Here is a 24,953-nt window from a genome sequence, read left to right as displayed (position 1 = left end):
ATCGACCTCACCAGGAGGCACGGCCGTAGAAACCGCTTTAATGGCCCAGGATGCGGCGAATGAGCGGTCTTTAAGCCTGGATCTCTGGTGGTAGCGTCCTGCGAAGCAGGACCTTAGCGCTGCAACAAAGGCTTCAGATAGCGCCCGGTATGGCTTTGTTCACAGGCGGCAACCGTTTCCGGGGTGCCTTGCACCACAATCTGTCCACCGCCCTGGCCGCCTTCCGGCCCCATGTCCACAAGCCAGTCAGCGGTCTTGATGACATCCAGGTTGTGTTCAATGACAACCACGCTATTGCCAGACTCGACCAGCTTGTCCAACACGTCCAACAAGACGGCAATATCCTGAAAGTGCAGGCCGGTGGTCGGCTCGTCCAGCACGTACAAGGTTTGGCCGGTACTGCGTTTGGACAGCTCCAGTGACAATTTCACTCGTTGAGCCTCACCCCCGGACAGAGTGGTCGCGCTTTGACCCAGACGTATATAGGACAGCCCTACATCGATCAGAGTGCTTAGTTTGCGGGCCACTGCGGGGACCGCATCAAAATACTCCAGCGCCTGCTCAACGGTCAGATCCAGCACTTCGCTGATATTGCGACCCCGGTAGCGGATATCCAGGGTTTCGCGGTTGTAGCGACGGCCCTGGCAGACATCACAAGGCACGTAGACGTCGGGCAGAAAGTGCATCTCGACCTTGACCACGCCATCGCCCTGGCAAGCCTCGCAGCGACCGCCCTTGACGTTAAAAGAGAAGCGACCCGGGTCGTAGCCGCGCAGGCGAGCCTCGGGCACACTGGCAAACAGCTCGCGAATAGCGGTGAACATGCCGGTGTACGTGGCTGGGTTACTGCGCGGAGTACGGCCAATCGGTGTTTGGTCCACCGTGATGATCTTGTCGAAATGTTCCAGCCCTTCCATGCGGTCATAGGGGGCAGGTTCGGCGTGGGCGCGATGCAGCAGATGCGAGAAAGCCGTGGCCAGGGTGTCGTTGATGAGGGTGGATTTGCCGGAGCCGGATACCCCGGTAATGCAAACCAGCCGGCCTGCAGGAATCGCCAGATCCACCGATTTCAGATTATTGCCGCTGGCGCCGTACAAGCGCAGCCAGTTCAGGCTGTCATCCACTGGACGGCGTTTGGGAATGGCAATTTTCCGTTGCCCGGACAGGTACTGCCCGGTCATCGAGGCCGGGTTGCTGGCCAGCTCTGTGGGAGAGCCCTGAGCGGTGATCTGTCCGCCGTGTTCGCCTGCGCCCGGGCCCATATCAATGACGTAGTCGGCGCTGCGGATCATGTCCTCGTCGTGTTCGACCACAATCACGCTATTGCCCAGGTCCCGCAGGTGTTGCAGGGTCTGGATCAGCTTGTCGTTATCGCGCTGATGCAGGCCAATCGAGGGCTCATCCAAAACGTACATTACCCCGGTCAGGCCGGAGCCGATCTGGCTTGCCAGACGAATACGCTGCGCCTCGCCACCCGAGATGGTGTCGGCACTGCGGTCCAGAGACAGGTAGTTCAGACCCACATTGTTCAGAAACTCCAGCCGCAGGCGGATTTCACGCACGATACGGTCGGCAATCTCTTTTTTTGCCCCTGTTAACGAAAGGTGCTCGAACCAGGCCAGGCAGTCAGACAAAGCCAGGGCTTCGACTTCATAGATGGCCAGACCCTTGGCCTGTCCTTGAGTTGTGGCGCTTGCCTGTGCGCACTGCGCAGTATTTTCAGGCAATTTGTCGACGTTGCGGGCTGCTGGGCTGGCAGGCGCGGCGCCTGCCTGATGCTTGCATTCTGTGGGATCGGGAACCGGGTCGTCCCCAATACGGACGTGACGCGCTTCCAGACGCAGGCGTGCACCATGGCAGGCTGGGCAGGTCTGGGTGCGACGCAGCTTGTTCAGTTCCTCGCGCACAGCGCTGGAATCGGTTTCCGCCCAGCGACGTTGCAGATTGGGAATCACACCTTCAAAGGGGTGAGTTTTCACCGTGGTGCGACCTTTCTCGTTCAAATAGAGAAAAGGAATTTCCTCAGCGCCGGAGCCATACAGCACGGTGTGGCGCAGTTCGTCGGGCAGGGACTCGAAGGGTGCGTCGATATCAAAGTGATAATGGGCTGCCAGGCTGGTCAGCAGGGTATAGGTAAAGGCATTGCGTCTATCCCAGCCCGCTATCGCACCGCCGGCCAGGCTCAGTTCCGGGAAAGCGACAACGCGTTCCGGGTCGAACACATCGACTTGACCCAAACCGTTGCATTCCGGGCAGGCGCCGGCCGGATTGTTGAAGCTGAACAGGCGCGGTTCCAGCTCGGGCAGGGAGTAATCACAGACCGGGCAGGCGTAGTGGCTGGAATAGGGCTGTTCCCGACCGGTGTCCAGATTGACCACCAGGCAGCGCCCATTGCTGGTGGACAGGGCGGTTTCCAGGCTTTCTGCCAGACGTTGCTGGCTGTCGGGCCGGATACGCAGCCGGTCTATCACCAGGTCCAGATCATGAGCCTGCTCGGCATCGAGCGTCGGCAGATCTTCAATGCTGGAGATTTCCCCATCGACCCGTACCCGCACAAAGCCTTGGGCCTGCAAGCCACGCAGTTCCAGTTGCAAATCGCCTACCCGGGCGCGGTGCAGGGGAGCCAGCACAGCGATACGGGTTTCTGGTTCCCATTGCAGAATCTGGTCTACCATCTGGCTCACGCTATGGGCCTGCAGTGCCAGATGGTGGTCCGGGCAGTAAGGTGTGCCGACGCGCGCGTACAATAGGCGCAAATAATCGTGGATCTCGGTTGTGGTACCGACTGTCGAGCGCGGGTTATGGCCCGCCGCCTTTTGTTCGATGGCAATGGCCGGCGATAAGCCTTCGATCAGGTCGACATCGGGTTTGTCCATCAGTTGCAGAAACTGGCGTGCATAAGCGGACAGGCTTTCCACATAGCGCCGCTGGCCCTCGGCATACAAAGTGTCGAAGGCAAGAGAGGATTTCCCAGAACCGGACAGCCCCGTCAGCACGACCAGCTGGTGGCGTGGCAGGTCTACGGAGACATTTTTCAGGTTGTGGGTACGGGCACCACGAATGCGGATGGCTTCCATCGCTTTATTTAGGCTTGTCAAAAGGCAACTTGCTACTATAGCGCGTTGCGTCAGAATTTATGTGAACGGGTAACGGGGCTCCTTGGCAGCCCAGTTGTGACAGAGTATTAAATGAGTACACATCAAACCATGAATACGGCCGGCTCGCGCCCAGCACGCCTGAGTCTGACCCGGCAGGAACGCAAGGCCAGCATCCTGCTTGCTTTGTTGTTTGCCTCTCGGATGCTGGGCCTGTTTTTGCTTACCCCCGTGTTCGCTGTTGCCGCGCACGCGTTGCCAGGCGGCAATGATGCCGCCCGCGTCGGCCTTGCTCTGGGGGCCTATGGCCTGACACAGGCCGTGTTGCAGATTCCCTTGGGCATGGCTTCGGACCGCTTTGGCCGTCGTCCGGTGATTGTCATTGGCATGGCGCTGTTTGTGATTGGCGGGGTGATCTCGGCCCTGGCGCAACATATCGACTGGGTGACAGTCGGGCGGTGTATCCAGGGTTTGGGGGCGGTTTCGGCCGCTATTTCCGCTTGGGTGGCTGACTCCACGCGCCCTGAGGTACGGACGCGTGCAATGGCCATGGTAGGCGGCTCGATTGGTCTGTCTTTTGCCGTATCGCTGGTTCTTTCCCCAGTTCTGGTGGGACAATTCGGACTGTCAGGCTTGTTCTGGGCGATCAGTTTGCTGGGTTTTGTCTGTCTGTTGATCGCGGCTTTTGCTGTGCCCAGCGCCCCTAAAGCGCCCGCTTCGATTGTGCGGGTCACGGCTGGGCAGGTCTTGCGTCATATGGATTTGTTGCGCCTGAATTTTGGGGTGTTCTGTCTGCACTTTATCCTGATGTCTTTGTTCATCGTGGTGCCGGGTATTCTGGCTACCTTGGGCGGTTATGGAACGCAGGATTTATGGAAGGTGTACCTGCCCGTCATCCTGGTGTCCTTTGTACTGATGGTGCCGGCGGTGTTCTGGACCGAGACTCGCAAGCGCCATAAGCAAGCGTTGGAACTGGCTGTGTTGCTGTTGATCGTGGTACTGGCTGTCATGCCGTGGGCACGCGATGCGTTGGTGCCCATGGTGGCTGCATTGACCTTGTTTTTCATTGGTTTTAACGTGCTGGAAGCCTTGCAGCCGTCTTTGGTCTCGCGTGTGGCACCGCCCGAATATAAGGGCTTGGCGCTGGGTTTTTACAACACCTCTCAGTCCCTGGGCGTATTTGCGGGTGGGCTGGTCGGGGGCGTCCTGGCGGGTCGTGGGCAAATCCAATGGGTGTTGTGGACGGGTGCCGCCCTGGCCGTGCTCTGGCTACTGACGGCGCGTGGGTTCAAAGACAAATACTGAAAGGCGGTGTTGGTTACGCCTGTGCAACAAGCGGGCGGGCAGGCGCCTGTAAGGTGACCGGATGGGCCCAGGTAGCAAGAGCTGGGCATGGCTGCGACAGGGTTGGGCTGCAGAGCCTGACAGGCCTTTCAAGGTGTCGTACGGGGATGGTCGGCATGGGCAAAACAGTCTCGCCGGCAGCCGCGTGGGAGTGTTAATTAAGGCACGAATCCACGATAATACGGCTTGATATTGAAATTTTGACTACAGGATTTTTTCATGGCATCGGTAAATAAAGTCATTCTGGTGGGCAATCTTGGCCGTGACCCAGAAGTACGCTACAGCGCGGAAGGTTCGGCCATCTGCAATATTTCCATTGCCACGACTTCGCAGTGGAAAGACCGTACCTCCGGCGAACGCCGCGAGGAAACGGAATGGCACCGCGTGGTGTTCTACAACCGCCTGGCTGAAATTGCCGGTGAGTACCTTCGCAAAGGCCGTCCCGTCTACGTGGAAGGTCGTCTGCGTACCCGTAAATGGACGGGTCAGGACGGCCAGGAACGCTTCACGACTGAAATCATTGCCGAGCAAATGCAAATGCTGGGTGGTCGTGATGGTGGCGGCGAGATGGGTGGTGGCAGCATGGGCGGTGGCGAATACGGCGGTGGTGCGCCGGCTCCTCAGCGCGCTCAGCGTCCTGCTCCTGCGCAGCAGGCACCGCAACAGGCCCCCCGCAACCCCGCACCCATGTCGGATAATCTGGCCGATATGGATGACGACATTCCGTTCTAATTCCCAGCAGCCTTCAGGCTCAGAAACCCTGGTTAGCAGCGTGCGGGCCAGGGTTTTTTGTGGGTCGTCGTCGACGAGGTCGACGGTTCGCAATGAGGCAGGGCCCCGTTTGACGCCCTGGCTGCGCAGTCCCGACTCGCGTGGCGAAAACCAGTGAGCCGTTGAGGGTAGGTAGCTAGCTCCAACCCCGTTGGGCGGCACGGTGGGCAGAACCCGAGTCTGCGTTTGCTGCATCGTCTCAGGCGGCGTTTTAAAAGTGTCCTTGGGCAGAGCGCCGTAGGGCGATCAGACCAGCTCCCGTCAAGACGGCAAAGAGTGCGCCAGCGGCAAATGTCCCCTGAAAGCCGATGGAGTCCCACAGCAGGCCCGCAATCACACTGGCCAGCAGCAGTGCAATGCCGGTGAGCAGGTGGAACAGGCCAAAGGCAGTGCCGCGTAGTTCGGCGGGGGCGCTGTCAGCGATCAGTACATTGAACAGGCCTTGAGTAAATCCCATGTGCAGTCCCCACAGCGCTACCCCTAAACCGAGGCCAAACAGGCCGGGGACGAAGGCTAGAATCAGGTCTGCTGCAATCAGCAAGGCCACGCCGATCAGGAGCAGATCGGTTTTACGCATGCGGTCGGACAGGACACCGGCAGGGTAGGCAGACAGCGAGAAGGCCACACTCATCAGGACCAGCACGGCTGGGGCCCACATGGGTGGCAGTCCGCTGGATTCGCCGCGCAGAATCAGGAAGGCTTCGCTAAAACGGGCCAGGGTAAAGGCCAGACCAATCACGATTACCCACCAGTAACGGGAGCCCAGGCGGCCTAATTCTTGCCGGTTCAGCGGCAGTGTGCGGGGGCGGTTTGTGGCGGGTAGCTTGGGTTCGCGTACAAAGAACACCAAAATAGCAAGGGCCGTAAAGGCGGGCAGGACTGCGACCCAGAAGATTAGCTGGTAGTTATTGGCCGTCCACCACATCAGTCCGATTGCCAGTAAAGGGCCGATAAATGCGCCAATGGTATCGAGCGTTTGCCGTAGGCCATAGGCTGCGCCGCGCAGTTCGGGTGGAGTGACATCGGCAACCAGAGCGTCGCGGGGGGCGCCGCGTATGCCTTTGCCAATGCGATCGACAAAACGGGCGCCGACCAGCCAGTCCAAGGAGTTCGCCAGGGGGAAAATCGGTTTGGTCAGGGCAGCCAGGCCATAGCCAATGACGGCCAGCAGCTTGCGCTTGCCAAAACGGTCGCTGAGGGCACCGGAAAACACTTTCATGATGGAGGCTGTGGCTTCGGCAATACCTTCGATCAGGCCCACTGCCAGTACCGAGGTGCCAAGGACCGTAACCATGTAGATAGGCAGCAGGGCATGGATCAGCTCGGAGGAAATGTCCATGAACATGGACACGAAACCCAGCGCCCAGACGCTACGGTGAATGTTGGCTCGGGAGGCGAGGGCCTGGGCAGGCATGGGATCAGCGGTTTTCTTCATGGGCGTCGTAGACCATTTGGGCATAGGCTTCCAGTCGGGCCCTGCACGCTTGCAGACGCTCTTGAGCAATCTGTGCCAGGGGAGCGCCATAAAAATCCAGTTTCTGGATTTTTTCGTACCAGCTCTCCAGTTTCTTCAGGTCGGTTTCCTCTTCGTCGAGCTCGGCATAGGTGAATTTCTGAATCGATATTTCCTTGTCGATCTCGGCTTCGAAGTCCCGGCAGCAACCCAGCAGTTCCTGGTATTGATCGTTGCGCTCGTGCGTGAAGCGGGCGATCACTTTATCCTCCTGGGCTTTGTCCAGGGCAACCGTCTCTAGCAGGACACACTCGCCTTGCATGGTCGCGATGTCATTTTCCAGCACTTTCAGGCGACGCACATGCTCATCCGTTTTGGGCAGGACGCACACACCGTTTTGCAGATAAACCGCCCCCAGGCTTTTCAAGCGTCGCCACAGTGCCAGACGTTTGGCACTGGGTTCCGCAGGGACTTTGTAAGTCAGTAGTATCCAGCTTCTTGAAGTCATTGTCCGCAATAAAAGTAACGGTCGATTCATATTAATAGAATCCATTGATTCTTAAAATAGGCATCGGCCTTATCTGGCCTACGAGGCCAAGGGACGCTTCCACCCTGAAAACAGCGTGCGCCTGTATCCAAGTGTTTGGTCTTGTATCTCGGCTTGAACACAATGAGGGCGTGTTCCGGCCTCTTGTGCCGGCACCCCATGTCCTGGCTAAGCCGCATGGCTCGTCAGTTTTCCGTGTTTTAGGGGTGAGTGCTTGCCAGCCCTGCTGCGTAAATCTGCCTGTGTGTCGGCTGACGCCTGCCGCCGTTTTCAGCTTTTCAAGCGCGAGAGCAGTCGCTACTATGAAACAGCCTATCCACTTTGTTCAGTTTCTTGCACGACCGGTCTCAACCACAAGCAGCGTGCAGACTTCAAACCCAGGCTTAGGTAACGTGCTTGTTCTTAACGCAAGCTCTGGTTGGTTCTGAAGTCCGTGTGTTCGTTTCCGGTTGTTGCGTGATACGGCGCCGCGCGTTCGCGGTGGGAATCAATACGGAGGAATGCAATGAGTAAGCATAAAGTTGTGACACCAAACCACGGTCCCTTTGATGTTGCCGCTATTCGCGCGGCTGCCAAGAAGTTTGTGGACGATGGGGCGGTGGCGTCCGGCTATAAGGGCAATCGCGAAGAAATCATTCAGATGCTCAATGAAGCTCTGGCCACCGAGCTAGTCTGTGTGATGCGCTACAAGCGCCACTATTTCACCGCCACCGGTTTGAACAATGAACCTATCAAAGCCGAGTTTCTGGAGCATGCCCGGCAAGAAGCCGAGCATGCCGACCGTATTGCCGAGCGGATCGTACAACTGAACGGCGAGCCAGACTTCAATCCTCAGAATCTGGTTGAACGCAGCCACGCGGAATATGACGACAGCAGTGATATTAAATCCATGATCCGTGCCAATCTGATTGCCGAGCGTATTGCCATTGAGTCCTACCGGCAGATGATTGAACGTATCGGCGACACCGACCCCACGACCCGCCAGATGCTGATTGAGATTATGGCTGTTGAGGAAGAACACGCAGATGATATGGGAGATCTGCTGGACATTTAACTGAGCTGATCATAGCCCAGCCAACCCCGGTCATTGCCGGGGTTTTTATTGTCTGATTCTGAAAAAGCAGGGCAGCGATGGGGCGAGTGGCGAGCCATGGCCGGGGAGGTGGGCACCGTCGTGACGAAGCCCCTGTGCAAGGCCAGCCTGGCACGTCGTGTGACTCAAGAGTAGGGCGTGCAGGCTGCCCACGGCACGCGCGCTGCGACTTTCAACAGTCAAATCAATGCGGACGCTGGGGCACGCGTCTTTCAGGGTCGACGAACCCTGTGCACGGGCTCAGGTCCAGCGCTGGAGGTGGAGCACGCCGACTTGATCGATCAGGGTTTCTCGCCGCTTTGGGCGTCCTGATACGCTTTGGCCGCATTATGGACATGCTGGGTGGCCAGCAGGTTGGCCAGATCACCATTGCCGGCTACGACGGCATTCAGAATCTGAGCGTGATCTTCCCAGTTTTGGCGGATGCGTTGCAAATTGCTGGGCGCAAAGAGCAATGCGGTGCGATCACGCAAGGAGCGCATCAGTTCGGTTAGCACGATATTGCCCGACATGGTGGCCAGGGTTTCATGAAATTGCCGGTTCAGGGATTTGAGCAAGTCCAGATTGCCAGCGTCCATCGCGTCGTGGCCTTGGGTCAGAATAGCTTGCAGCTTCTCGATATTGGCGGGATCGCGACGCTGGGCAGCCAGCTTTGCGTTGAGGCCTTCCAAGGTGGCGCGTACTTCAGCCATGTTGTAGGCGATCTCTGCCGACAGCACGGCCACCGAGGCACCACGGCGTGGCTCAATAGTGACCAGCCCTTCTGAGGCCAGTTCTCGCAGGGCTTCTCGTACCGGTATGCGCGAGACGCCCAGCTCGGTAGCCAGCTTGCCCTCCACCAGTCGGTCACCGGGGTGAAATTCGCCACTCAGAATGCGCTCGCGTAATTGATCACGGATGACCGCAAACAATGACGCGTGCTGATCACCCAGACGACGGTTGTCTGAGCCGGTCAAGGAATGAGGAAGGCTGAAGCTGGGGATATTCATGGTACGACCTGTGCAATCGGGCAAAAGGGCCAGGCATGATTATACGGCGTGAGCGTGCTTTTCTGAATATGGTATACAGTTTGGCCCCTAAGCAATCAATTCCATAAAGTCCGTGCAATCAACGCGAGTGCGCTGAGCGAGCAGATGCCCAACAGCAGCCTGCGCATCAAGGTCAGGCTGACTTTATGGCGTAGCTGTCCTGACAACGCAAAGCCCAGCAGCATGAACGGATACAGCACGATGCTGAGCATGGCCTGCTGCAGGGTGAACAGGCCTGCCAGAATAAGCAGTAGCAGTGACAGGCTGGCGCCTAAAAATAAAATCAGACCCAGAGAAGCGCGTAGCTGTGCAGGAGCCAGATTTTGCATGGCCATGGCCAGGGCAGGGGCGCCCACCGAGGTCAGTGTGCCCATGATGCCCGATGCAATGCCGGCCAGAATCATGTTGCGCAGGGAGGGCAGGATGCGCAGGCCCCAGGCGCTCAGTGCGACGGCGGCCAGGATAGCGACCGCAAAACCCAGGTTAACGGCTTCCAGAGGCAGCTGTGTCATGCCCAGTACGGCTATGACCGAACCCACAGCACGTCCCCCTAGCGCGCAGGTCACGACATGCGGCACGATATAGGTGCGCTCTCGCAGCGCGGCCAGCAAGGAGACACTGCCACCCAGAGCCAGTAAGGGGCCAGGAACCAGTTGCGGGAAGATCAGTGCTGCAATGGGGGCCACCAGCATGGCAAAGCCAATCCCGCCTACTCCTTGCAGAAAAGCGGCCAGAACCACCAGACACGCCATCAGCAACCAGGATAGCGGGTCCACAAGATCGATTAAAGCCGCCATACCCATCCTTTTATTTGTATAAGGTATTCAATCCGGAAGTTTTACTCTTCAAACTCTCAGAGTTTTCCCCAATTTCCGGTAGATTTTTCTGATATGAAATAAAGATTGAAGATAGTATACCGTTTCAGGTGTGCTCGATAGTCAGAAAAAAGAGAAGGAAAGGGGGATACATGCAAAGCGACGTGGTGCTCAGTGCGGCGCACTGGGCTTATTTGATCAGCGTTCTGGTGATCATCATTACGATGATCTTCCGGGCCAACGTGGTGGTGCCATCCGTGATTGGCACCTTGGCCGTTGTTACCGCCATAACAGGCAGCCCGATTCAGGGCTTCATCAGCATTTTTTCAGCCAGTTTTGTGGCGGCCCAGGAACTGTTCAATATTTTCCTGGTAATTACCTTCATGACGGCGCTGCTCAATTCCTTGAAGCGCCTGGAAGCCGATGTAAAGATGGTGGCCCCCTTTCGTAAGGTCATGGTCAATAGTGGATCGTCGTTTTTGATGATTGCGGCGGCTACCTATTTCATTTCCTTGTTTTTCTGGCCTACACCTGCGGTGCCACTGGTCTCGGCCATCCTGCTTCCCGCTGCCATCGCCGCAGGCCTGCCGCCCCTGGTGGGGGCCATGGCCATTGCCATTTGCGGGCAGGGTATGGCCTTGTCGTCAGATTACATTATCGGCGTGGCTCCCGGTATCAGCGCCAAGGCGGCCGGTGTCGGTGCGGATGTGGCTGTCCTGGCAGATCGTGCGCTGGTCTTGTCCTGGATTACGGGTGGGGTCGCCCTGAGTCTGGCGTTTTTGCTGATGCGGCGTCATTTCAAACCGGCAGACAGCCGTTTGCTGGATGCCTGGATGCGACAGGCCCCGGACAGTACCTTGGATGAGGTCGAGTCCCAAGGAACGTATGACAAGGCAGAGATTGCCCGTGGCACCGCCGGGAATGAGCATACGGTGCATGTGGGGCTGACAGCCAAGGAAGAGCGTTATTCGCGCATCCTCGCCTGGGCCACGCCGCTGGCCTTTCTGGGTGTCATTGGCATCATGCTTTTGCCGCGCTTTATTCCATCCCTGCCGGTGCTGCGGGGCGGGGATGCTGCCGGTCTGGTGGGTGGCGTGGCCTTTGTGCTGATGATGATTGCCACCTGTATGGCCGAAGGCCCGCGACGTATGCTGGATACCTGCCCGGATCATATGACCGATGGTTTTGTGTTCGCGTTTCGCGCCATGGGTTCGGTCTTGCCCATTGCCGGCTTCTTCTTTCTGGGGGCTAGTGAAGCAACGTCCGCTATTTTGGGTACGCCGCTGGATCAGACGCCCAGCTTGCTGTTCGAGCTGATTTCAGCCGGTCAGCACCTGATTCCGGACAATCATTTCCTGGTGGCTTTTGGTGTGCTGCTGGTCGGTATGATCTCGGGCATTGATGGTTCGGGCTTTTCGGGCTTGCCTTTGACCGGCACCCTGGCCTCGGCTTTGAGCCCGGTCTCCGGCCTGGAAGTGGAAACCTTGGCTGCAGTAGGACAGATCGGCGCTATCTGGACGGGAGGAGGCACTCTGATTGCCTGGTCGTCATTGATTGCCGTGGCGGGTTTCGCCCGTGTACACATTCTGGATCTGGTGCGCGCGTTGACGATACCCGTGCTAAGTGGGATGGCGCTCTCGACGATCTGCGCAGTGCTGATATTTGGATGAGCGATATGGAGACGACAGCCTATCGTGCGGGCGAAAAGCAAGGGCTGGGACAGCAGTGGGCGGTGGCGGCGGGTCATCCTCTGGCTGTACGGGCAGCGCAGCGCATGCTGGAGCTCAAGGGCACTGCGGTCGATGCCGCGATTGCTGCCGATGCCGTGATGGGGGTGGTCGAACCCATGGCCACGGGTATAGGGGGCGATCTGTTGGCCATGATTGCGCCGCCAGACAGTACGCCTGTGGCCTATAACGGCAGCGGAGCAGCCCCTTTGCTGCTGACGGCTCAGCAGGTTCAGGCCTTGCCAGGAGAACGTATTCCCGAGCGCCATGTCTTGTCGATCACCACGCCGGGACTGGTGCGGGGTTGGTGGGATATGCATCAGCGTTATGGGCGCCTGGCTTGGGCAAGCCTGTTCCAGCCGGCTATCGAGGCCGCGCGGGAGGGTTTTGCCGTGGCGCCCGTGGCAGCCCGGGAATGGCACATCTTTGACTTTGTTCTACACCGTGATCCGGCCTGTGCCGCCTTATATCGTGCTGGCAATCCCCCCAAGGCGGGTGAGCGCTATGTGAATCCCGAGTTGGCGCTTGTGCTCCAAGAGATTGCCGAGCAGGGGCCAGATGCTTTTTATCTGGGGCGTCCCGCCCAGCAGGCGGAACGGGCCATGAAGCAGGTACGGGGCTTATTGCGTGCCCAGGACTTTCAGCGGCATCAGGGCTTTTTCTGTGAACCGGTGAGCACGGCTCTTGGTGAATTCAGTCTTTTTGAGTGTCCTCCCAATACACATGGCGTCGCCGTGCTGGAGGCGGTTCAGGCTGCCTGGCATCGGCCGGCCGACGAGGCGGCTGCTGAACTGGCGCTGGTTCAAGCCACTGAAGCGGCCATGGCTCAGGCTTCCCGGGTGGTGTGCGATCCGGCAGGCAACACCGTCTGCACGGTAGTGGTGGATGGACAGGGTCTGGCGGTCACGTTCATGTCCAGTATTTTCAAACGGTTTGGCTCGGGCTATGCGGTGCCCGGTTGTGGATTTGTGTTGCAAAACCGGGGGTTCGGGTTTTCCGGGCCGGGGCATGTCAATGGGCCAGGGCCAGGAAAACGGCCTTATCACACCGTCGTGCCTTCCGTAGCTTTGCGCTCCGGCCGCTTTCATATGGGCTTGGGTGTGGTGGGCGGTTTGATGCAGCCGCAGGGCCAGATCCAGATCTGGACACGTGTGCTGCGCGACGGCTGGCCGCTAGAGCGCGCTTTGTTTGCCCCACGCTGGCGTCTGGAGGCAGCGGGCAGACTGGCTTTGGAAGAGGGGTTTGATGCACATTGCGCCGCTTTCTTGCGTGGTTCGGCGTATGGACCGCCTGATAAGGGAGTCGGCGAGCTGGCAGGTCGCAGCGATTTCGGTGGCGCCCAGGCGGTCGAACGTTTGGCGGACGGCCGTTTGAAGGCCGTTTCCGATCCGCGCAAAGATGGTTGTGTCGCGCTGGGCTGAGAGCCAGGCAGGGTTATTCCCTACTTTCTAAAATAGTAGACGGTATACAATATACTTAAATAGTCCAAACCTCATCTTTCGTCGACTGCAGCAAAGGGCGACGTCTTTCAACAAGGAAACAGTCATGGAAAAACTGCTGAATCGCGATGAATTTCGCACCGCACTGGAAACCGCCATCAAGGGCAAAAGTGCCAACACCTCTCCTTTCAGCATTGCCTGGGCAACTGGCAAATTAAGCCGTGAGCATCTGGCTCGCTGGGCTGAAAACCACTATCACTATGTGGGCCCTTTTGCCGATTACCTGGGTTATCTGTATGCCCGCACTCCCGCCGAATACGTGGAAGCCAAAGACTTCTTGCTGGCCAATATGTACGAAGAGGAAATTGGTGGTGACCGCCACACCGATCTGCTGATCCGCTTTGGCGAGGCTTGCGGCACGACACGGGCCCGTATTGAAAACCCTGACAATATGAATGCCACCACGCGTGCGCTGCAGGCCTGGTGCTACGCCATTGCCATGCGTGAAGATCCGGTGGTGGCGGTTGCTGGTCTGGTGGTGGGCCTGGAGTCCCAGGTGCCTTCGATTTATCGCAAGCAAACGCCCACATTGCGCGAAAAGTACGGCTTTACCGACGAAGAGGTGGAGTTTTTCGACCTGCATATCGTGTCCGACGAGATTCATGGCGAACGCGGCTACCAGATCGTGCTGGAGCACGCCAACACCGTGGAACTGCAGCAGCGCTGCCTGCGTATCTGTGAAATTGGCGCCGAAATGCGTCTACTGTATACAACTTCCTTGTACAACGACTACGTCAAAGACGAGATCAGCCTGCAGGAATTGCAACTGGAAGCGGCCTGAGCCGGAAAGTCGGGCGGGCAGATGGGCTGCCCGCCAATCTAGAGACAAGGAAGTACAGCGGTGGAAAATCTCAAGGACGTCGTTTTCGACAATTTTATTGATGGGCAATGGCAACCCAGCCAGAGCGGACGTACGCAGCCCAATCTGAATCCGGCTGATCGGGACGATGTAGTGGGCATTTTCCCGCTATCCACAGCGCAGGATGCGCAGGCCGCCGTGGCTGCTGCCCAGGCTGCCTTTGCCGGATGGCGGGCCACGCCGATCACCACTCGGGCACGTATATTGAATGCAGCGGCCACGTGGCTCGATGCCAATGTGGAGCGCATTGCGCAAGGCTTGACGCGGGAAGAAGGCAAGACGCTGGCGCAAAGCAAGATGGAAGTCGGGCGCTCGGCCCAGACCCTGCGCTTTTATGCGGTTGAAGGCCAGACCTACACCGGCGAGACATTTCCCCAGGATGATGCGCAGCAACTGGTCTATACCCAGCGCGAGCCATTGGGTGTGGTGTCAGTGATTGCGCCCTGGAATTTCCCCATCTCCATCCCGGCACGCAAGATTGCCCCCGCTCTGATCACCGGGAATACCGTTGTGTTCAAGCCGTCGTCTGATACGCCCTTGACCGGCTACTACCTGTGTGAAGCCTTTGCACAAGCGGGGATTCCGGCTGGTGTGCTGAATCTGGTGCATGGCAGGGCCAGTGAAGTAGGGCCCACGCTGGTGCAATCCCCTCAGGTACGCGCTATTTCGTTTACTGGCTCGACCCAGGCGGGTGAAGACATTTGTCGTCAGGCACGTATGAGCACCCGGACCCAAATGGAGCTGGGTGGCAAGAATCCCTTGATTGTCATGGAGGACGCCGACCTGGATCTGGCCGTCAAGCTGGTGGTGCAGGGTGGCTTTTCTCTGAGTGGGCAAGCCTGCACAGGGACCAGCCGTGTGCTGGTGCATCGTCAGGTCAAAGCAGAATTCACGCGGCGCTTGGTAGAGAAAGTCAGCGCCTTGACCGTGGGTAATGGTTTGAATGGCAATCCCGATCTGGGGCCTATTGCCACCGAAAGCCAGTTGGAAAGCATTCTGGAATATGTGGCCATTGGCAAGCAGGAAGCCACCCATTTACTGGGCGGCGAACGTTTGACCGAAGGCGACTACGCACGCGGCCTGTTCATGCGCCCGGCTTTGTTTACGGACGTGACCCAGCAGATGCGTATTGCCCGTGAAGAAATTTTTGGACCCGTGATTGCCTTGCTGGAAATCGATTCCTATGAGCAGGCGTTGGCCATGGCCAACGATACCGAATACGGCTTGTCGGCTGCCATCGTGACACGCAGTGCCGAGTATGCGCATCGCTTTGCCAATGATATCGAGGCCGGGACCGTCAAGATTAACCGCACGACGACCGGTAATCTGATCAATGCTCCGTTTGGCGGGCTGAAACAGTCCAGCACGTCTACCTTCCGTGAATCCGGTCGTGCGGGTCTGGAGTTCTACACCCAGATCAAGACCGTGTATCGCGGCATCTGAATTTTATTAACCCGATTTACCGAGAAGCATTATGAAAAAGATCCTACGTCTGGAACAGCGCGAAGCGCGCTTGATGGTGGACGCGGCGATTGCCAAATCCAAAGAGATTGGTGTGCTGGAGACAGTGTGTGTGGTCGATGAGGGCGGCTATCCCATTGTGATGGAACGCATGGACGGCGCGCGTATCACGGGTGCCCAGATTGCCTGGAACAAGGCATTTACAGCGGCGGGCCATAAGCGCTCGACCCATTTGTTCACTACCGCGCCCAATGGTCCGGCCTTGCCCGGCAATGAGGCTTTCGGTATTCAGCTGAGCTTTGAGGGGCGTTTTGCCGCCTTTGTGGGTGGCTACCCCATTGTGGTCAATGGCGAAGTGATTGGTGGCATAGGCCTGAGTGGTGGTAATGGCGAGCAGGACACGGCAGCCGGGGTTGCTGGCTTGCAGGCGCTGGCCGAGGCCTTGAAGGATGAGGGTCTGGATGTATTGGTTCAGGCCGATATCAAGAAATAGTGGCATCAGGAGGACGGGTCATGGCCCATCGTGTCGATATCAAGGAAACAGGCGAGCAGTTTTGGGTAGAACCGCAGGAGACCCTCTTGCAGGCCGCCCAGCGCCAAGGCGTACGTATTTACAGCGACTGCGAGTTCGGTGGCTGTGGCACATGCCGCATTCAGGTCACTCGCGGAAAGGTGTGTTACGAGGATGACAGCCTGCCCATGAGCATTACTGATGAAGAACACGAGCAGGGCCATGCCGCCGCCTGCCAGGCTCGACTGGATGCCGATATTGAAATCAGTCTGGCTGCCCATCGTGATGAGCTGCCTGAAGTGCAGCAAGTCAGGGCGCAGGTTCATCGCGTGGAGCGGGCGTGCCAGGGAATCTGGCGCTTGACCTTGCAGTTGCCCCAGGACGTGCAAGTGCAGTTTCGTCCGGGTCAGTATCTGAACATCCTGCTCGAGGACGGGCGTGCGCGCAGTTTTTCCATGGCCAATGCCGATGCGGCACAGGGTCGGATTGAACTGCATGTGCGGGAAGTGGAAGGCGGTCGTTTTACCCAGGTGCATCTGCCAGCCTTGAAGGCTGGAGACGAACTGCGACTGGAACTGCCCTTGGGCGTGTTCTATTGGCGTGAGCGAGATTGGAGGCCCATGGTCATGGTGGCCACCGGTACGGGTATTGCACCGATCAAGGCAATTCTGGAGTCCTTGCTGGACAAGGAAGATTGCCCGCCCGTGAGCCTGTACTGGGGGATGAACCGACCCGAGGATTTGTATCTGGCCCAGGAAATCGAGTCTTGGGCGGACCGCTTGTGCGAGTTCCGTTTTGTCCCGGTGCTCTCCCATGCTGACGAGAGCTGGCAAGGCGCTCGGGGCTATGTGCAACAACAGGTATGCCGGGATGAACCCGACCTGTCAGAGCATGCCATCTACTTGTGCGGCTCGCCCGTGATGATTGAGCAGGCACGTGGCCTGTTCAAGGAACATGGTGCCAATGAGCAGTTCATGTATGCCGATGCCTTCAACTTTCAGTCCGATACCCGTGCGGCAGAGCCTTCTCTTGCCTAGGCGTTGTGCGGGAGCTGATCGTGGGCCGCTTTGGGGTCGCGCTTCTTTCGGCTACCAAACAGCTCAGTGAGCGAGGGCAGATTGATGAGTGGAATACGACGGCGCAGATGCTTGCGCTGAGCCAAATGAGGCAGCAACTGCTCGCCGACGGGACGCTGCAAATAGCGACGTTCGACGGGGGTTTTCATGACAGTCTCGTTTAAGGTTTTAATTGAATTAAGTATACCGCAATAGGGGTTTCTACTCAAATTGACAGAAATTTGTGTTTAAAACTAAGGAAATCTGTTGCGGAGAAAGCGCATTTTTTGACTTGGTATACCGTTCTTGGTTTTTCAGGCGGTCAGGGCTCGCAATCCGGTCGCATCATTGGCAGCAAGCAGGAGGTCTTATGCCAACCATTACTTTTCATAAAAACGGCCAGACTCATGTGGGCGAAGTGCAGGAGAACACGAATTTGGTGGTCAGGGCGGGCATCAAGCAATTCCCCTTTCCTCATTTGACCTACGGTTGCGGCATGGGCAAGTGCGCCAAATGCGCGTGTCGTGTGCTGGACGGGGCCGAGCATCTGCCTGCCGCCAACTGGAAAGAGAAAAAGCAATTGGGTGAACGCCTGGATCAGGGCTGGCGGCTGGCCTGCCAGTTGTGGATTACGCAGGACATTGTTCTGGAGCAGGCTGAAATGCAGGAGGTGCAGTGATGTATGTGGTACTGACCAGCAAGCCGGGGGAATATCGCACGGAGCCGGGTGTGGGTGTGGAGACGGTGGCAGCGTATGAATACCATTTTCAGGGACGTTTCAAAGCGGTGTTTGCCATCGCGCGCATTCAGGAAGGGTCGCGCGTGCGTATTGTGGAAGAGACGCCCAACGGCACGATCAATGACATTCCTACCCGGCAAATGGAAAAGTTTGCAACCGCCGAGCAGGCTTATGAAGAGCTGGCCGGGCTGACGCAGTTTGGCAGCATCCAGGCCGAGTTGCGTCAGTGTCAGGCCGTCGGTCACCAGGCTGGGGACCAGACCCCGGCACAGCAGCAATCCTGAGGTAGCAGAATATGGTTCAGATTACATTTGCATCGAACAATGACTTAGTGGTGTCCGCCGCAGAAAACAGCAACTTGCTGCGGGTCTCAATCCGGGAGCGGGGCGGTATACCGTTCAAGTGCGGAGGAGGCATTTGCGGGACTTGCAAATGCCGTATTACCGAAGGACTGGACAATACGGATGAGGTCAAGGCCAAAGAACACAAGCATTTGTCGGAGCAGGACCTGGCAGAGGGCTTTCGCATGGCGTGCCAGACCTTTGTTCGTGGCGATGTCACGGTGAGCTGGTAAGAGGAGTCGCCCATGCTGCATTTGACCGATCAGCAACTCCATGAACTGCTTGACGCTGCCGCCGTGCAGGGTGTGCTGGAGCAGGCCTTTCTGGAGTTTGGACAGGGGCGCGCGGCCCAGCAGCGTCGTGTGCGCACGCAGGTGGGGGAGACGCGTCTGTCCACCCTGGGGGCGGTCATACCAAGCCAACAGGTGGCAGGGGCCAAGATCTACACGACGGTGCGGGGCGCGTTCAACTTTGTCATCGTGTTGTTTGATGCTCTCAGTGGTCAGGCCTTGGCCACGCTGGAGGCCGGTGCGATTACGCAATGGCGCACAGCAGCCTGTTCGGTGTTGGCGGCGCGTCGGGGTGCCAATCCTCAAGCCCAAACCCTGGGCGTGCTGGGTCTGGGCGCTCAAGGGATCGCGCATGCCATGCAGTTTTGTCAGGCTTTTGACGTGCGTCGGCTTCTGGTCTGGAGCCCGAATGTGAACGAGGAGCGTTGTCGCAAGCTGGAGCTGGAATGCGGTGTACCGGTGCGTGCCATGCGTCCTGAGGAGATCGCCGTACAGGCGGACATTCTGGTGACGGCCAGCCGGAGTCGGGAGCCCCTGTTTGATGGACGCACACTCAAGCCCGGCTGCTTTGTGGCGGCGGTCGGCTCCAGTTTGCCGGTTGCGCGGGAGCTGGACGATGCCTGTCTGGAGCGGGCGGGCACGGTTGTGGTGGAGTGGGGGGAGCAGACACTGGCTGAGGCTGGAGACTTGATTCTGGCGGCACCGGACTGTGGTATCCACGGCAAGTTGTGCGAGCTCAGCGATTGGTTGCAATTAGACCCGGGTCAGGGCTACGACGCACAGGGTATTTGCGTGTATAAATCAGTGGGTGTGGCAATTGAGGATATTGCGGTCGCTGGACTGGCGTATCGCCGTTATCAGCTTGGCAAGGCGGCGCAGGAGGTCGTTGCTGCACACTGAAAAACGACAATAATTCAAGCATGTTGGGGGTAGGCAATGGGAATGGCAGGCTTTTCTTCTATAGGCGAATTCAAGCAGGCGCTGACCCGGGATTACAACCGCATCAATAGCAGTATTTTTGCATCTGGTGTCGTGACACTGAAAATAGATGTAACGGAGGACAGGATCAGCATGTTGGCGGTGCACAAGCGTCAGCCCGCTTTGCAGACCCTGAGCCGGGAAAATGCGCATATTGCGGATCTGGCCGATCTGTATTTGATCAAGGCCTTCAAAAAGGAGATGAAGCAGGTTTTGGTGGAAGAGTACGGGTTGGATGTTGTGGCCATCTTCAAGGACTACGATGCCGTCGCGCAGTTGTCTTCCACCATGGTGTTGTTGCAAAAAGGAGTGTGAATGCAGTGGCGGTGGTGTGAGCGGCCGCCCTGAATTCCAAATCGATAAAAAGAAGCTGACTGGTAGACAGTCTTGTTGTCCTTCCTTCTGAAGCCGGATGTGCTGTGTGCATCGGGCTGCGGAGCCGGGTTCAGGCCGTGACAGGCCTGCTTCGGGGAAGTTGCCGACAGGAAGTGCTTGCATACCGCCGGCCTCGGGCCCTGGGAATTCCCAGGGCCGGAGGCCGGCTTTTTATTTGGAGACAAAATCATGGCCTATGTAGCCGATTTGCTAGATGCATTGAATGTAATCACAGGGGGACGCATGGTGTCCTGTATGGATGAGGTCAAGTGCGGCCATCATCCCTTCGTGATCTGGAAGTCCTCGGGGATTTACGGTAAGGAAGTCTTGGAGATACCCGGCTTGATTCATGGTGATCCCAACAAGGAAGTGCGCAAGGTGGCAGTGTGCATGACCATGTCCGAGCTAAGTATTGAGCTGGCTGGCGCTACGGGTGTGGATGCCATTGTCGCGCACCACCCGATTGCCGATGCGGCCAGTTGTGGGGGCGTGACCTTGAAGGATTATCTGGACCTGTACGGCGTGGCGGCGCTGGAATGCCACGAGGCGTTTCACGGCCTGCATCCGGGTATTGCGTATCTGCATGGTCACAAAGTCGTAAAAAGCGATATCGCCTACGGGGCCATTCATGGCAATGTCATGTTCGTGGGTGAACCCTTGGAGGAGGTCAGCACCTTGGGCGATATGCTCGATCGCCTGGACGGATTCATGGGTCTGGATCTGGAGGATCAACTATTGCAGGCGGAACGTCGCATCAAGGGCAACGAGAGCATTCTGGAGACCAGCACCCTGACCCGCGGCGCGATTCGTCTGGGGGAACGCAGCAGCCGGGTGGGTCGCATTTTGCATATTTTCCCCCATACCGGTTTCAGCCCCGAACATCTGCGCCAGGCGGTGGCCGAGAATCCGGGGGTGGATACGGTGCTGGCGTCGATCAGCCGGGTTTATGACGGTCATGCACTGATTGAGTGTGCTCGGGAGCTGGGCCTGAATTTCCTGGTGGGTAACAGTCATGTGCTGGAAATTCTGGAAAATGGGCTGCCGCTGGCTTATGCCTTGAGCGCCTTGCTCGAGGGTGTCGAGGTGGTGATGTTCCGTGACCGGGTCACCTCCACACCCGTGCATCAGGTAGGAGGCGCCCGCTTGCGCGACTACGCCCAGCACTTTTCGACCGCCCATCTGATGGGCAAGAACGTGTTGAGCTTCCAGTAGGTCCAGCTTCCTGAACGGAGAGAGACATGGATAACAAAACAATAGAAATCGACAAAGTAGTGCATGTAGCGCCTGCGGGACGTCGTCCTTTGGAGCGTATTGAGGCAGTCGGCCTGGGCTTGTTGATCCTGGCCATGCTGACGCTGTTTTTCTATCCCGCTACCTTGTCCGGTGCCTTTGATACCGTGCTCAACAAGGTCAAACCGGTCGTGGTGGATGTGTTCTTGACCGGACAGGTGGGGGTGGCGGTCATTATCAGCGTCATCATTGGACGCCTGCTGGAGCGCCTGGGTTTTACCGACGCCATGATGCGGGTCTTTATGCCCGCCATGCGCGCTATCGGGATCAATCCAGCGGTGATTATTCCCAGTGTGTACAACATTTTTGGCGACATCAACGCGGCTGGCCGTATCTCGGGACCTTTGTTGCGCCAGGCCGGGGCCACCAAGGACGAGCAGAAGATTGCAGTGGCCACGATGGTGCAGTCCCAACAGTCGTTCTCGACCTTCATGTTGGGCATGATGGCGCTGACCTTTGCGGGGGTCAATGTCTTTGCCGTGGTGCTGATTGCGATCTTCGGTCCTTTGCTGCTGTCCCCCCTGCTGTTGTCACGCCTGGTCTACCGCAATGTTCGTTCGGTGGATTTACTCGCGGCCCCCCGCTTTACGCCGAATATCGATTTTGCGCCCATGTTGTTCAAGGCGGCCCGGGAAGGGGTAGAGCTCTTGCTGTTGATTCTGATCCCGGCAGTGGCTCTGGTGTTTTGCGTCATTGGCCTGCTTGAGCATATCGGCGTCTGGGCGCCGATCAGTGCGGTGCTTGAGCGTGGTTTGCTGGCCTTGAACATTCACCCTGAAACCGGTTTGCTGGCCATGCTGGTCAGCCCTACCCTGGCGATGGGCAAATTGCAGGCGATTGCCTCGACCCTGGACCCGTCGTTGGTGGTGGGCTCGTTTGTACTGGCGTCCTCCGGCTTGCCCTTGTCTGCGGTCTTTGGGCAGATTCCCGTGGTCTGGGCCGAATGCTCGGATCTGAATGAAAAGGAGGTCATGGTAGCGGCTGTTTTGGGCATCGTGATGCGCTTGCTGACTGCGGTGGTGCTGGCTGTGTTCTTGACGCCTTTGATTGTCTGAAATCCTGTTTGTTGTTCCCCCACTTTCGGAGCGCTGATGTTGGCGCTCTTTTTTTTATTTTTGCCGGTTTTGTCCGCGAGCCCACACTGCCATCGAACTGCCATAAAACTGTAACAGGGCTGAAAGAACTCTTGTTTAACCTGAGCCTGTCGTAGTCTTTTTAAGGCAGGGCACTTCGGTGACTCTGGTTCTTTAAGTTGATGCCTTTTTCTGTCCGGCAGCCTGTGCTGCGGCCTATTGCGCTAATCGATGCTTTGCCTGTGTGCCCGGTGCTTAGCCCTGCGACACAGCAGGATGCCGGGTGTGGCTTGGCGATGTGTGGATCACACGGCCTTGTGGGGGAAGGACCATGAACCAGACCCAGGTGACGGTGTTGAGCGGTTATGGAGGCAAGGCGCCCGCCGCTATCCTTGTACAGGCCTGTGGCCTGCGACTCCTGCTGGATGCAGGCGGCCCGCTGTATCCCGGGCAGGCGTGCGACTGGTATCACGGACTGGAGGTGGATGCCATCCTGGTCACCCATGATCACCAGGACCATATCGGCGCGCTGTCCAAGCTGCCCGAGCATATTCCTGTCTATGCCACCGCCTCCACCGCACGCAGTTTGCCTGCCGGGCGAACCTGGCGCGAGCTGCCCACGCGCGGCACGACCTATATCGGTGATATTGCTGTGCGTACCGGCTTGTCCGGCCACGCGCTGGGAGGTGTCTGGCTGCATCTGGATGTGGGGGGCGGGCTATTTTATAGCGGGGATTTTTCCTGCGAATCCCTGCTGTTTCCGTTTGACTTGCCACCACCTGCGCATCTGGCTTTACTGGACGCCTCTTACGGGTTGTACGACCAGTCGCATCATGTGGCCTGGAGCATTCTGGAATCCTTGTTACAGTCTCATCCCGCCTTGTTGCCGGTGCCGCCTTCGGGCCGGGCAATAGAGATTGCCCTGTGGCGTCAGCAGCAAGGATACGAGGACTGGAGCATGGATGCGTCCTGCTATGAAAACCTGACCCGCATGATCAGTCAGAGCAGTGACCTGTTATTGCCTGGGGTGCAACAGGCGTTGCGCGAGCTCATGCCGCGTGCTGCCGCCTTTGATCCGCATGCTCACCTGGTGCTGGCCGGCGAACCGGACGGGTGTCAGGGCAAAGCGGGCGAGCTGATCCGGGAGCATCGGCTGCACTCCCTGGACCCGGAGGCAGCGCCCGGCAGCCGCTTGCTGATACACACCGGCTATGTCGCCCCGCACGCGCCGCGCGGCACTCACACCTTGTGCTGGAATGTGCATCCCCGTCTGTCCGATTTGCGCTGGCTGGTGGATATGGTGCAGCCGCGTTATTGCATGCCCTTGTTCACGCAAATGCATGATCTGCCAACCTGGCGCAATGTGCTGGGACCGGCCTTGAGTCTGGAAGGTCACTGGGAACTGCCCGCGACCTCCGTGAGGGTGGTTTAGGCGACGTAGCGTTCCAGCAGGGCCTCGCGTCGGGCGGAGCTGAGCTGTAAGGCATCCTGGAAAAACCGATCCAGGCTGCCGTGGGTAGCATCAATAGTCTTGAAGGCGGTTTCCAAAAACTCGGGCTGAACACCCCACAGAATATCCAGTACTTCGTCGCGGATACCCCGGTTATCAGGCAGATCGGGGCGGCGGAAGAACTGCTTGGTCAGCAGATAGTCGTGCATGACATCATCTGGATGGACGCCAGCGGCGCGGTGCAACAAGGCCACGGCAAAGCCAGTCCGGTCTTTCCCGGCCGTACAGTGCATCACCACGGGCGTATCGGCTTGCAGCAGTTGATCAAAGACCTGGGCAAAGGTGCGGGCATGGGTGGTTACGAACTCGGTGTAGGTCTTGTTCATCGTGGCGTGCGCAGCCTGCACATCCCCCTGGCCTTGAGCCAGCATGTCCAGAAAATCGGGTAAGACGGTGGGTTCGACTATCAGGGCGTGACTGGTCAAAAAGCTGTACTGGTAAGGCGAACGTTTGCGCTCGTGCGCCCCGCGAAAATCCAGGGAGCGCGCAATGCCCAGCTCCTTGAGGATGTCCAGATCCTGCTGGCTTAAATCTGCCAGATGGTCCGAGCGGTAGACACGACCTTTACGAAAAGAGCCGGAGTCCGTGGCATAGCCGCCAATATCACGGAAATTGCTGGCCCCTTTTAAAGGGCAGGATACGGGACTGGGCAGCGACGATACGGGCACGGCGGACTCCTGTGTGGAAACGATGAAAGTCTCATGTTAACGGTCTTGAGCAGGATCTGCATATGACAATACGGTGACATAGGAACGGCAGGTCGGGCAAAACCCCGCCCAGCGCTGACGAGGCTTCCTGCATCGCGAAAAAGCCATGTATATTCTTTGCTGGCAAGGCCCAGGCAACGCGACCGCCATCATGCCTTCATGTCCCTTGAATCCGACTGACCCAAGGCGAGATAGGGAGGCGCGCGATGCGTTGCCTGCACCGACTAGACAAGAACAGGTGTGGTGCCTGGTCAGGGGGGACAAGTCTGATGAGGCATTCACGCATCGCTCGCATGCTCAGGTGCTGCCAAAAGATCCCCGATATAGTGGCTAAAGCAGGCCCAAGGTATAAGGTCAATGCATATTTGGACAGACCGTCGACCAACCGGACG

25 protein-coding genes are annotated in these 24,953 nt (G+C 58.0%); 18 read left to right on the top strand and 7 right to left on the bottom strand.

The window, feature by feature from the left end; genetic code table 11:
- Nucleotides 1-113: 113 nt before the first annotated feature.
- Nucleotides 114-3,077: an excinuclease ABC subunit UvrA gene (gene uvrA / locus FE795_RS16520; protein WP_131071870.1), complete on the bottom strand. Its 2,964-nt coding sequence runs from the start codon at nucleotides 3,075-3,077 to the stop codon at nucleotides 114-116.
- 111 nt (nucleotides 3,078-3,188) lie between these two features.
- On the opposite strand from uvrA, the gene FE795_RS16515 reads away from it, so the two are divergent.
- Nucleotides 3,189-4,400, top strand: coding sequence for an MFS transporter (locus tag FE795_RS16515; protein WP_003805292.1), 1,212 nt, complete (start codon nucleotides 3,189-3,191; stop codon nucleotides 4,398-4,400).
- A 258-nt stretch (nucleotides 4,401-4,658) separates the two neighbouring features.
- Nucleotides 4,659-5,171, top strand: coding sequence for a single-stranded DNA-binding protein (gene ssb, locus FE795_RS16510; RefSeq protein WP_059318076.1), 513 nt, complete (start codon nucleotides 4,659-4,661; stop codon nucleotides 5,169-5,171).
- Between the two features lie 250 nt (nucleotides 5,172-5,421).
- On the opposite strand, the gene FE795_RS16505 is transcribed toward ssb, so the two are convergent.
- A complete protein-coding gene (locus tag FE795_RS16505) occupies nucleotides 5,422-6,645 on the bottom strand; it encodes an MFS transporter (protein WP_003805288.1) in 1,224 nt (407 codons plus the stop codon).
- Complete coding sequence (locus FE795_RS16500; RefSeq protein WP_131071084.1) at nucleotides 6,629-7,171, bottom strand: Chromate resistance protein ChrB; 543 nt, start codon at nucleotides 7,169-7,171, stop codon at nucleotides 6,629-6,631. Before FE795_RS16500 ends, FE795_RS16505 begins: the two co-directional genes overlap by 17 nt.
- 544 nt (nucleotides 7,172-7,715) lie before the next feature.
- Between FE795_RS16500 and FE795_RS16495 the strand changes: the two genes are divergently transcribed.
- Both FE795_RS16495 and FE795_RS17380 read left to right on the top strand, forming a co-directional pair.
- The gene (locus FE795_RS16495) at nucleotides 7,716-8,264 is read left to right on the top strand and encodes a ferritin-like domain-containing protein (RefSeq protein WP_059318077.1); all 549 of its coding nucleotides are present in this window, start codon (nucleotides 7,716-7,718) and stop codon (nucleotides 8,262-8,264) included.
- Between the two features lie 48 nt (nucleotides 8,265-8,312).
- Complete coding sequence (locus tag FE795_RS17380) at nucleotides 8,313-8,438, top strand: hypothetical protein (RefSeq protein WP_268885612.1); 126 nt, start codon at nucleotides 8,313-8,315, stop codon at nucleotides 8,436-8,438.
- 146 nt (nucleotides 8,439-8,584) lie between these two features.
- On the opposite strand, the gene FE795_RS16490 is transcribed toward FE795_RS17380, so the two are convergent.
- Both FE795_RS16490 and FE795_RS16485 read right to left on the bottom strand, forming a co-directional pair.
- On the bottom strand, nucleotides 8,585-9,292 hold the full coding sequence (locus FE795_RS16490) for a GntR family transcriptional regulator (RefSeq protein WP_003805280.1): 708 nt from the start codon (nucleotides 9,290-9,292) through the stop codon (nucleotides 8,585-8,587).
- 95 nt (nucleotides 9,293-9,387) lie between these two features.
- A complete protein-coding gene (locus FE795_RS16485) occupies nucleotides 9,388-10,128 on the bottom strand; it encodes a TSUP family transporter (protein WP_131071083.1) in 741 nt (246 codons plus the stop codon).
- A gap of 170 nt (nucleotides 10,129-10,298) precedes the next feature.
- Here FE795_RS16485 and FE795_RS16480 point away from each other — a divergent pair, with 170 nt between their 5' ends.
- The 6 genes from FE795_RS16480 (at nucleotide 10,299) to FE795_RS16455 (ending at nucleotide 17,240) form a co-directional block, all read left to right on the top strand.
- A complete protein-coding gene (locus FE795_RS16480) occupies nucleotides 10,299-11,816 on the top strand; it encodes a hypothetical protein (protein WP_003805276.1) in 1,518 nt (505 codons plus the stop codon).
- Nucleotides 11,813-13,294 carry a gamma-glutamyltransferase family protein gene (locus FE795_RS16475; RefSeq protein ID WP_059318079.1) on the top strand — a complete coding sequence of 494 codons (1,482 nt, stop codon included), beginning with the start codon at nucleotides 11,813-11,815 and terminating at the stop codon, nucleotides 13,292-13,294. The genes FE795_RS16480 and FE795_RS16475 overlap by 4 nt, the downstream gene beginning before the upstream one ends.
- 124 nt (nucleotides 13,295-13,418) lie before the next feature.
- Complete coding sequence (locus FE795_RS16470; RefSeq protein ID WP_003805271.1) at nucleotides 13,419-14,153, top strand: TenA family transcriptional regulator; 735 nt, start codon at nucleotides 13,419-13,421, stop codon at nucleotides 14,151-14,153.
- 60 nt (nucleotides 14,154-14,213) lie between these two features.
- Nucleotides 14,214-15,674 carry an aldehyde dehydrogenase family protein gene (locus tag FE795_RS16465; protein WP_131071082.1) on the top strand — a complete coding sequence of 487 codons (1,461 nt, stop codon included), beginning with the start codon at nucleotides 14,214-14,216 and terminating at the stop codon, nucleotides 15,672-15,674.
- Nucleotides 15,675-15,705: 31 nt separating this feature from the next.
- Nucleotides 15,706-16,185, top strand: a complete 480-nt coding sequence (locus tag FE795_RS16460) for a GlcG/HbpS family heme-binding protein (RefSeq protein ID WP_003805267.1) — start codon at nucleotides 15,706-15,708, stop codon at nucleotides 16,183-16,185.
- Nucleotides 16,186-16,205: 20 nt separating this feature from the next.
- On the top strand, nucleotides 16,206-17,240 hold the full coding sequence (locus FE795_RS16455; protein WP_003805265.1) for a 2Fe-2S iron-sulfur cluster-binding protein: 1,035 nt from the start codon (nucleotides 16,206-16,208) through the stop codon (nucleotides 17,238-17,240).
- Here the strand turns inward: FE795_RS16455 and FE795_RS16450 are convergent.
- Nucleotides 17,237-17,428, bottom strand: coding sequence for a hypothetical protein (locus tag FE795_RS16450; RefSeq protein WP_131071081.1), 192 nt, complete (start codon nucleotides 17,426-17,428; stop codon nucleotides 17,237-17,239). The genes FE795_RS16455 and FE795_RS16450 overlap by 4 nt on opposite strands.
- Nucleotides 17,429-17,628: 200 nt before the next feature.
- On the opposite strand from FE795_RS16450, the gene FE795_RS16445 reads away from it, so the two are divergent.
- The 8 genes from FE795_RS16445 to FE795_RS16410 all read left to right on the top strand — a co-directional run bounded on the left by FE795_RS16445 (nucleotide 17,629) and on the right by FE795_RS16410 (nucleotide 23,776).
- Nucleotides 17,629-17,937 carry a 2Fe-2S iron-sulfur cluster-binding protein gene (locus FE795_RS16445; protein ID WP_003805261.1) on the top strand — a complete coding sequence of 103 codons (309 nt, stop codon included), beginning with the start codon at nucleotides 17,629-17,631 and terminating at the stop codon, nucleotides 17,935-17,937.
- The gene (locus FE795_RS16440) at nucleotides 17,937-18,281 is read left to right on the top strand and encodes a hypothetical protein (RefSeq protein ID WP_059318082.1); all 345 of its coding nucleotides are present in this window, start codon (nucleotides 17,937-17,939) and stop codon (nucleotides 18,279-18,281) included. The genes FE795_RS16445 and FE795_RS16440 overlap by 1 nt, the downstream gene beginning before the upstream one ends.
- An 11-nt stretch (nucleotides 18,282-18,292) precedes the next feature.
- Nucleotides 18,293-18,571: a 2Fe-2S iron-sulfur cluster-binding protein gene (locus tag FE795_RS16435; protein ID WP_003805258.1), complete on the top strand. Its 279-nt coding sequence runs from the start codon at nucleotides 18,293-18,295 to the stop codon at nucleotides 18,569-18,571.
- A 12-nt stretch (nucleotides 18,572-18,583) separates the two neighbouring features.
- Nucleotides 18,584-19,528 (top strand): ornithine cyclodeaminase family protein, encoded by a 945-nt coding sequence (locus tag FE795_RS16430; protein ID WP_219235340.1) that lies wholly within the window; start codon nucleotides 18,584-18,586, stop codon nucleotides 19,526-19,528.
- Between the two features lie 42 nt (nucleotides 19,529-19,570).
- Nucleotides 19,571-19,921 (top strand): DUF2294 domain-containing protein, encoded by a 351-nt coding sequence (locus tag FE795_RS16425; protein WP_131071079.1) that lies wholly within the window; start codon nucleotides 19,571-19,573, stop codon nucleotides 19,919-19,921.
- A 249-nt stretch (nucleotides 19,922-20,170) separates the two neighbouring features.
- Nucleotides 20,171-21,193 carry a Nif3-like dinuclear metal center hexameric protein gene (locus FE795_RS16420; protein WP_059318325.1) on the top strand — a complete coding sequence of 341 codons (1,023 nt, stop codon included), beginning with the start codon at nucleotides 20,171-20,173 and terminating at the stop codon, nucleotides 21,191-21,193.
- Between the two features lie 26 nt (nucleotides 21,194-21,219).
- On the top strand, nucleotides 21,220-22,326 hold the full coding sequence (locus FE795_RS16415; RefSeq protein WP_059318084.1) for a hypothetical protein: 1,107 nt from the start codon (nucleotides 21,220-21,222) through the stop codon (nucleotides 22,324-22,326).
- Nucleotides 22,327-22,675: 349 nt separating this feature from the next.
- A complete protein-coding gene (locus FE795_RS16410) occupies nucleotides 22,676-23,776 on the top strand; it encodes an MBL fold metallo-hydrolase (protein ID WP_131071078.1) in 1,101 nt (366 codons plus the stop codon).
- Here the strand turns inward: FE795_RS16410 and FE795_RS16405 are convergent.
- Complete coding sequence (locus FE795_RS16405) at nucleotides 23,773-24,522, bottom strand: tyrosine-protein phosphatase (RefSeq protein ID WP_131071077.1); 750 nt, start codon at nucleotides 24,520-24,522, stop codon at nucleotides 23,773-23,775. The genes FE795_RS16410 and FE795_RS16405 overlap by 4 nt on opposite strands.
- Nucleotides 24,523-24,953 lie beyond the last annotated feature (431 nt).

This window comes from Alcaligenes ammonioxydans (genome assembly GCF_019343455.1).
GTDB classification, from domain to species: Bacteria; Pseudomonadota; Gammaproteobacteria; order Burkholderiales; family Burkholderiaceae_B; genus Alcaligenes; species Alcaligenes ammonioxydans.
This window is presented reverse-complemented; position numbering and strand designations above follow the sequence as displayed.

What these genes read in the sequence shown, in the direction of transcription:
- uvrA (WP_131071870.1), bottom strand. Translation starts at nt 3,077, where the DNA reads ATGGAAGCCATCCGCATTCGTGGTGCCCGTACCCACAACCTGAAAAAT.
- FE795_RS16515 (WP_003805292.1), top strand. Translation starts at nt 3,189, where the DNA reads ATGAGTACACATCAAACCATGAATACGGCCGGCTCGCGCCCAGCACGC.
- ssb (WP_059318076.1), top strand. Translation starts at nt 4,659, where the DNA reads ATGGCATCGGTAAATAAAGTCATTCTGGTGGGCAATCTTGGCCGTGAC.
- FE795_RS16505 (WP_003805288.1), bottom strand. Translation starts at nt 6,645, where the DNA reads ATGAAGAAAACCGCTGATCCCATGCCTGCCCAGGCCCTCGCCTCCCGA.
- FE795_RS16500 (WP_131071084.1), bottom strand. Translation starts at nt 7,171, where the DNA reads ATGACTTCAAGAAGCTGGATACTACTGACTTACAAAGTCCCTGCGGAA.
- FE795_RS16495 (WP_059318077.1), top strand. Translation starts at nt 7,716, where the DNA reads ATGAGTAAGCATAAAGTTGTGACACCAAACCACGGTCCCTTTGATGTT.
- FE795_RS16490 (WP_003805280.1), bottom strand. Translation starts at nt 9,292, where the DNA reads ATGAATATCCCCAGCTTCAGCCTTCCTCATTCCTTGACCGGCTCAGAC.
- FE795_RS16485 (WP_131071083.1), bottom strand. Translation starts at nt 10,128, where the DNA reads ATGGCGGCTTTAATCGATCTTGTGGACCCGCTATCCTGGTTGCTGATG.
- FE795_RS16480 (WP_003805276.1), top strand. Translation starts at nt 10,299, where the DNA reads ATGCAAAGCGACGTGGTGCTCAGTGCGGCGCACTGGGCTTATTTGATC.
- FE795_RS16475 (WP_059318079.1), top strand. Translation starts at nt 11,813, where the DNA reads ATGAGCGATATGGAGACGACAGCCTATCGTGCGGGCGAAAAGCAAGGG.
- FE795_RS16470 (WP_003805271.1), top strand. Translation starts at nt 13,419, where the DNA reads ATGGAAAAACTGCTGAATCGCGATGAATTTCGCACCGCACTGGAAACC.
- FE795_RS16460 (WP_003805267.1), top strand. Translation starts at nt 15,706, where the DNA reads ATGAAAAAGATCCTACGTCTGGAACAGCGCGAAGCGCGCTTGATGGTG.
- FE795_RS16455 (WP_003805265.1), top strand. Translation starts at nt 16,206, where the DNA reads ATGGCCCATCGTGTCGATATCAAGGAAACAGGCGAGCAGTTTTGGGTA.
- FE795_RS16450 (WP_131071081.1), bottom strand. Translation starts at nt 17,428, where the DNA reads ATGAAAACCCCCGTCGAACGTCGCTATTTGCAGCGTCCCGTCGGCGAG.
- FE795_RS16445 (WP_003805261.1), top strand. Translation starts at nt 17,629, where the DNA reads ATGCCAACCATTACTTTTCATAAAAACGGCCAGACTCATGTGGGCGAA.
- FE795_RS16440 (WP_059318082.1), top strand. Translation starts at nt 17,937, where the DNA reads ATGTATGTGGTACTGACCAGCAAGCCGGGGGAATATCGCACGGAGCCG.
- FE795_RS16435 (WP_003805258.1), top strand. Translation starts at nt 18,293, where the DNA reads ATGGTTCAGATTACATTTGCATCGAACAATGACTTAGTGGTGTCCGCC.
- FE795_RS16430 (WP_219235340.1), top strand. Translation starts at nt 18,584, where the DNA reads ATGCTGCATTTGACCGATCAGCAACTCCATGAACTGCTTGACGCTGCC.
- FE795_RS16425 (WP_131071079.1), top strand. Translation starts at nt 19,571, where the DNA reads ATGGCAGGCTTTTCTTCTATAGGCGAATTCAAGCAGGCGCTGACCCGG.
- FE795_RS16420 (WP_059318325.1), top strand. Translation starts at nt 20,171, where the DNA reads ATGGCCTATGTAGCCGATTTGCTAGATGCATTGAATGTAATCACAGGG.
- FE795_RS16415 (WP_059318084.1), top strand. Translation starts at nt 21,220, where the DNA reads ATGGATAACAAAACAATAGAAATCGACAAAGTAGTGCATGTAGCGCCT.
- FE795_RS16410 (WP_131071078.1), top strand. Translation starts at nt 22,676, where the DNA reads ATGAACCAGACCCAGGTGACGGTGTTGAGCGGTTATGGAGGCAAGGCG.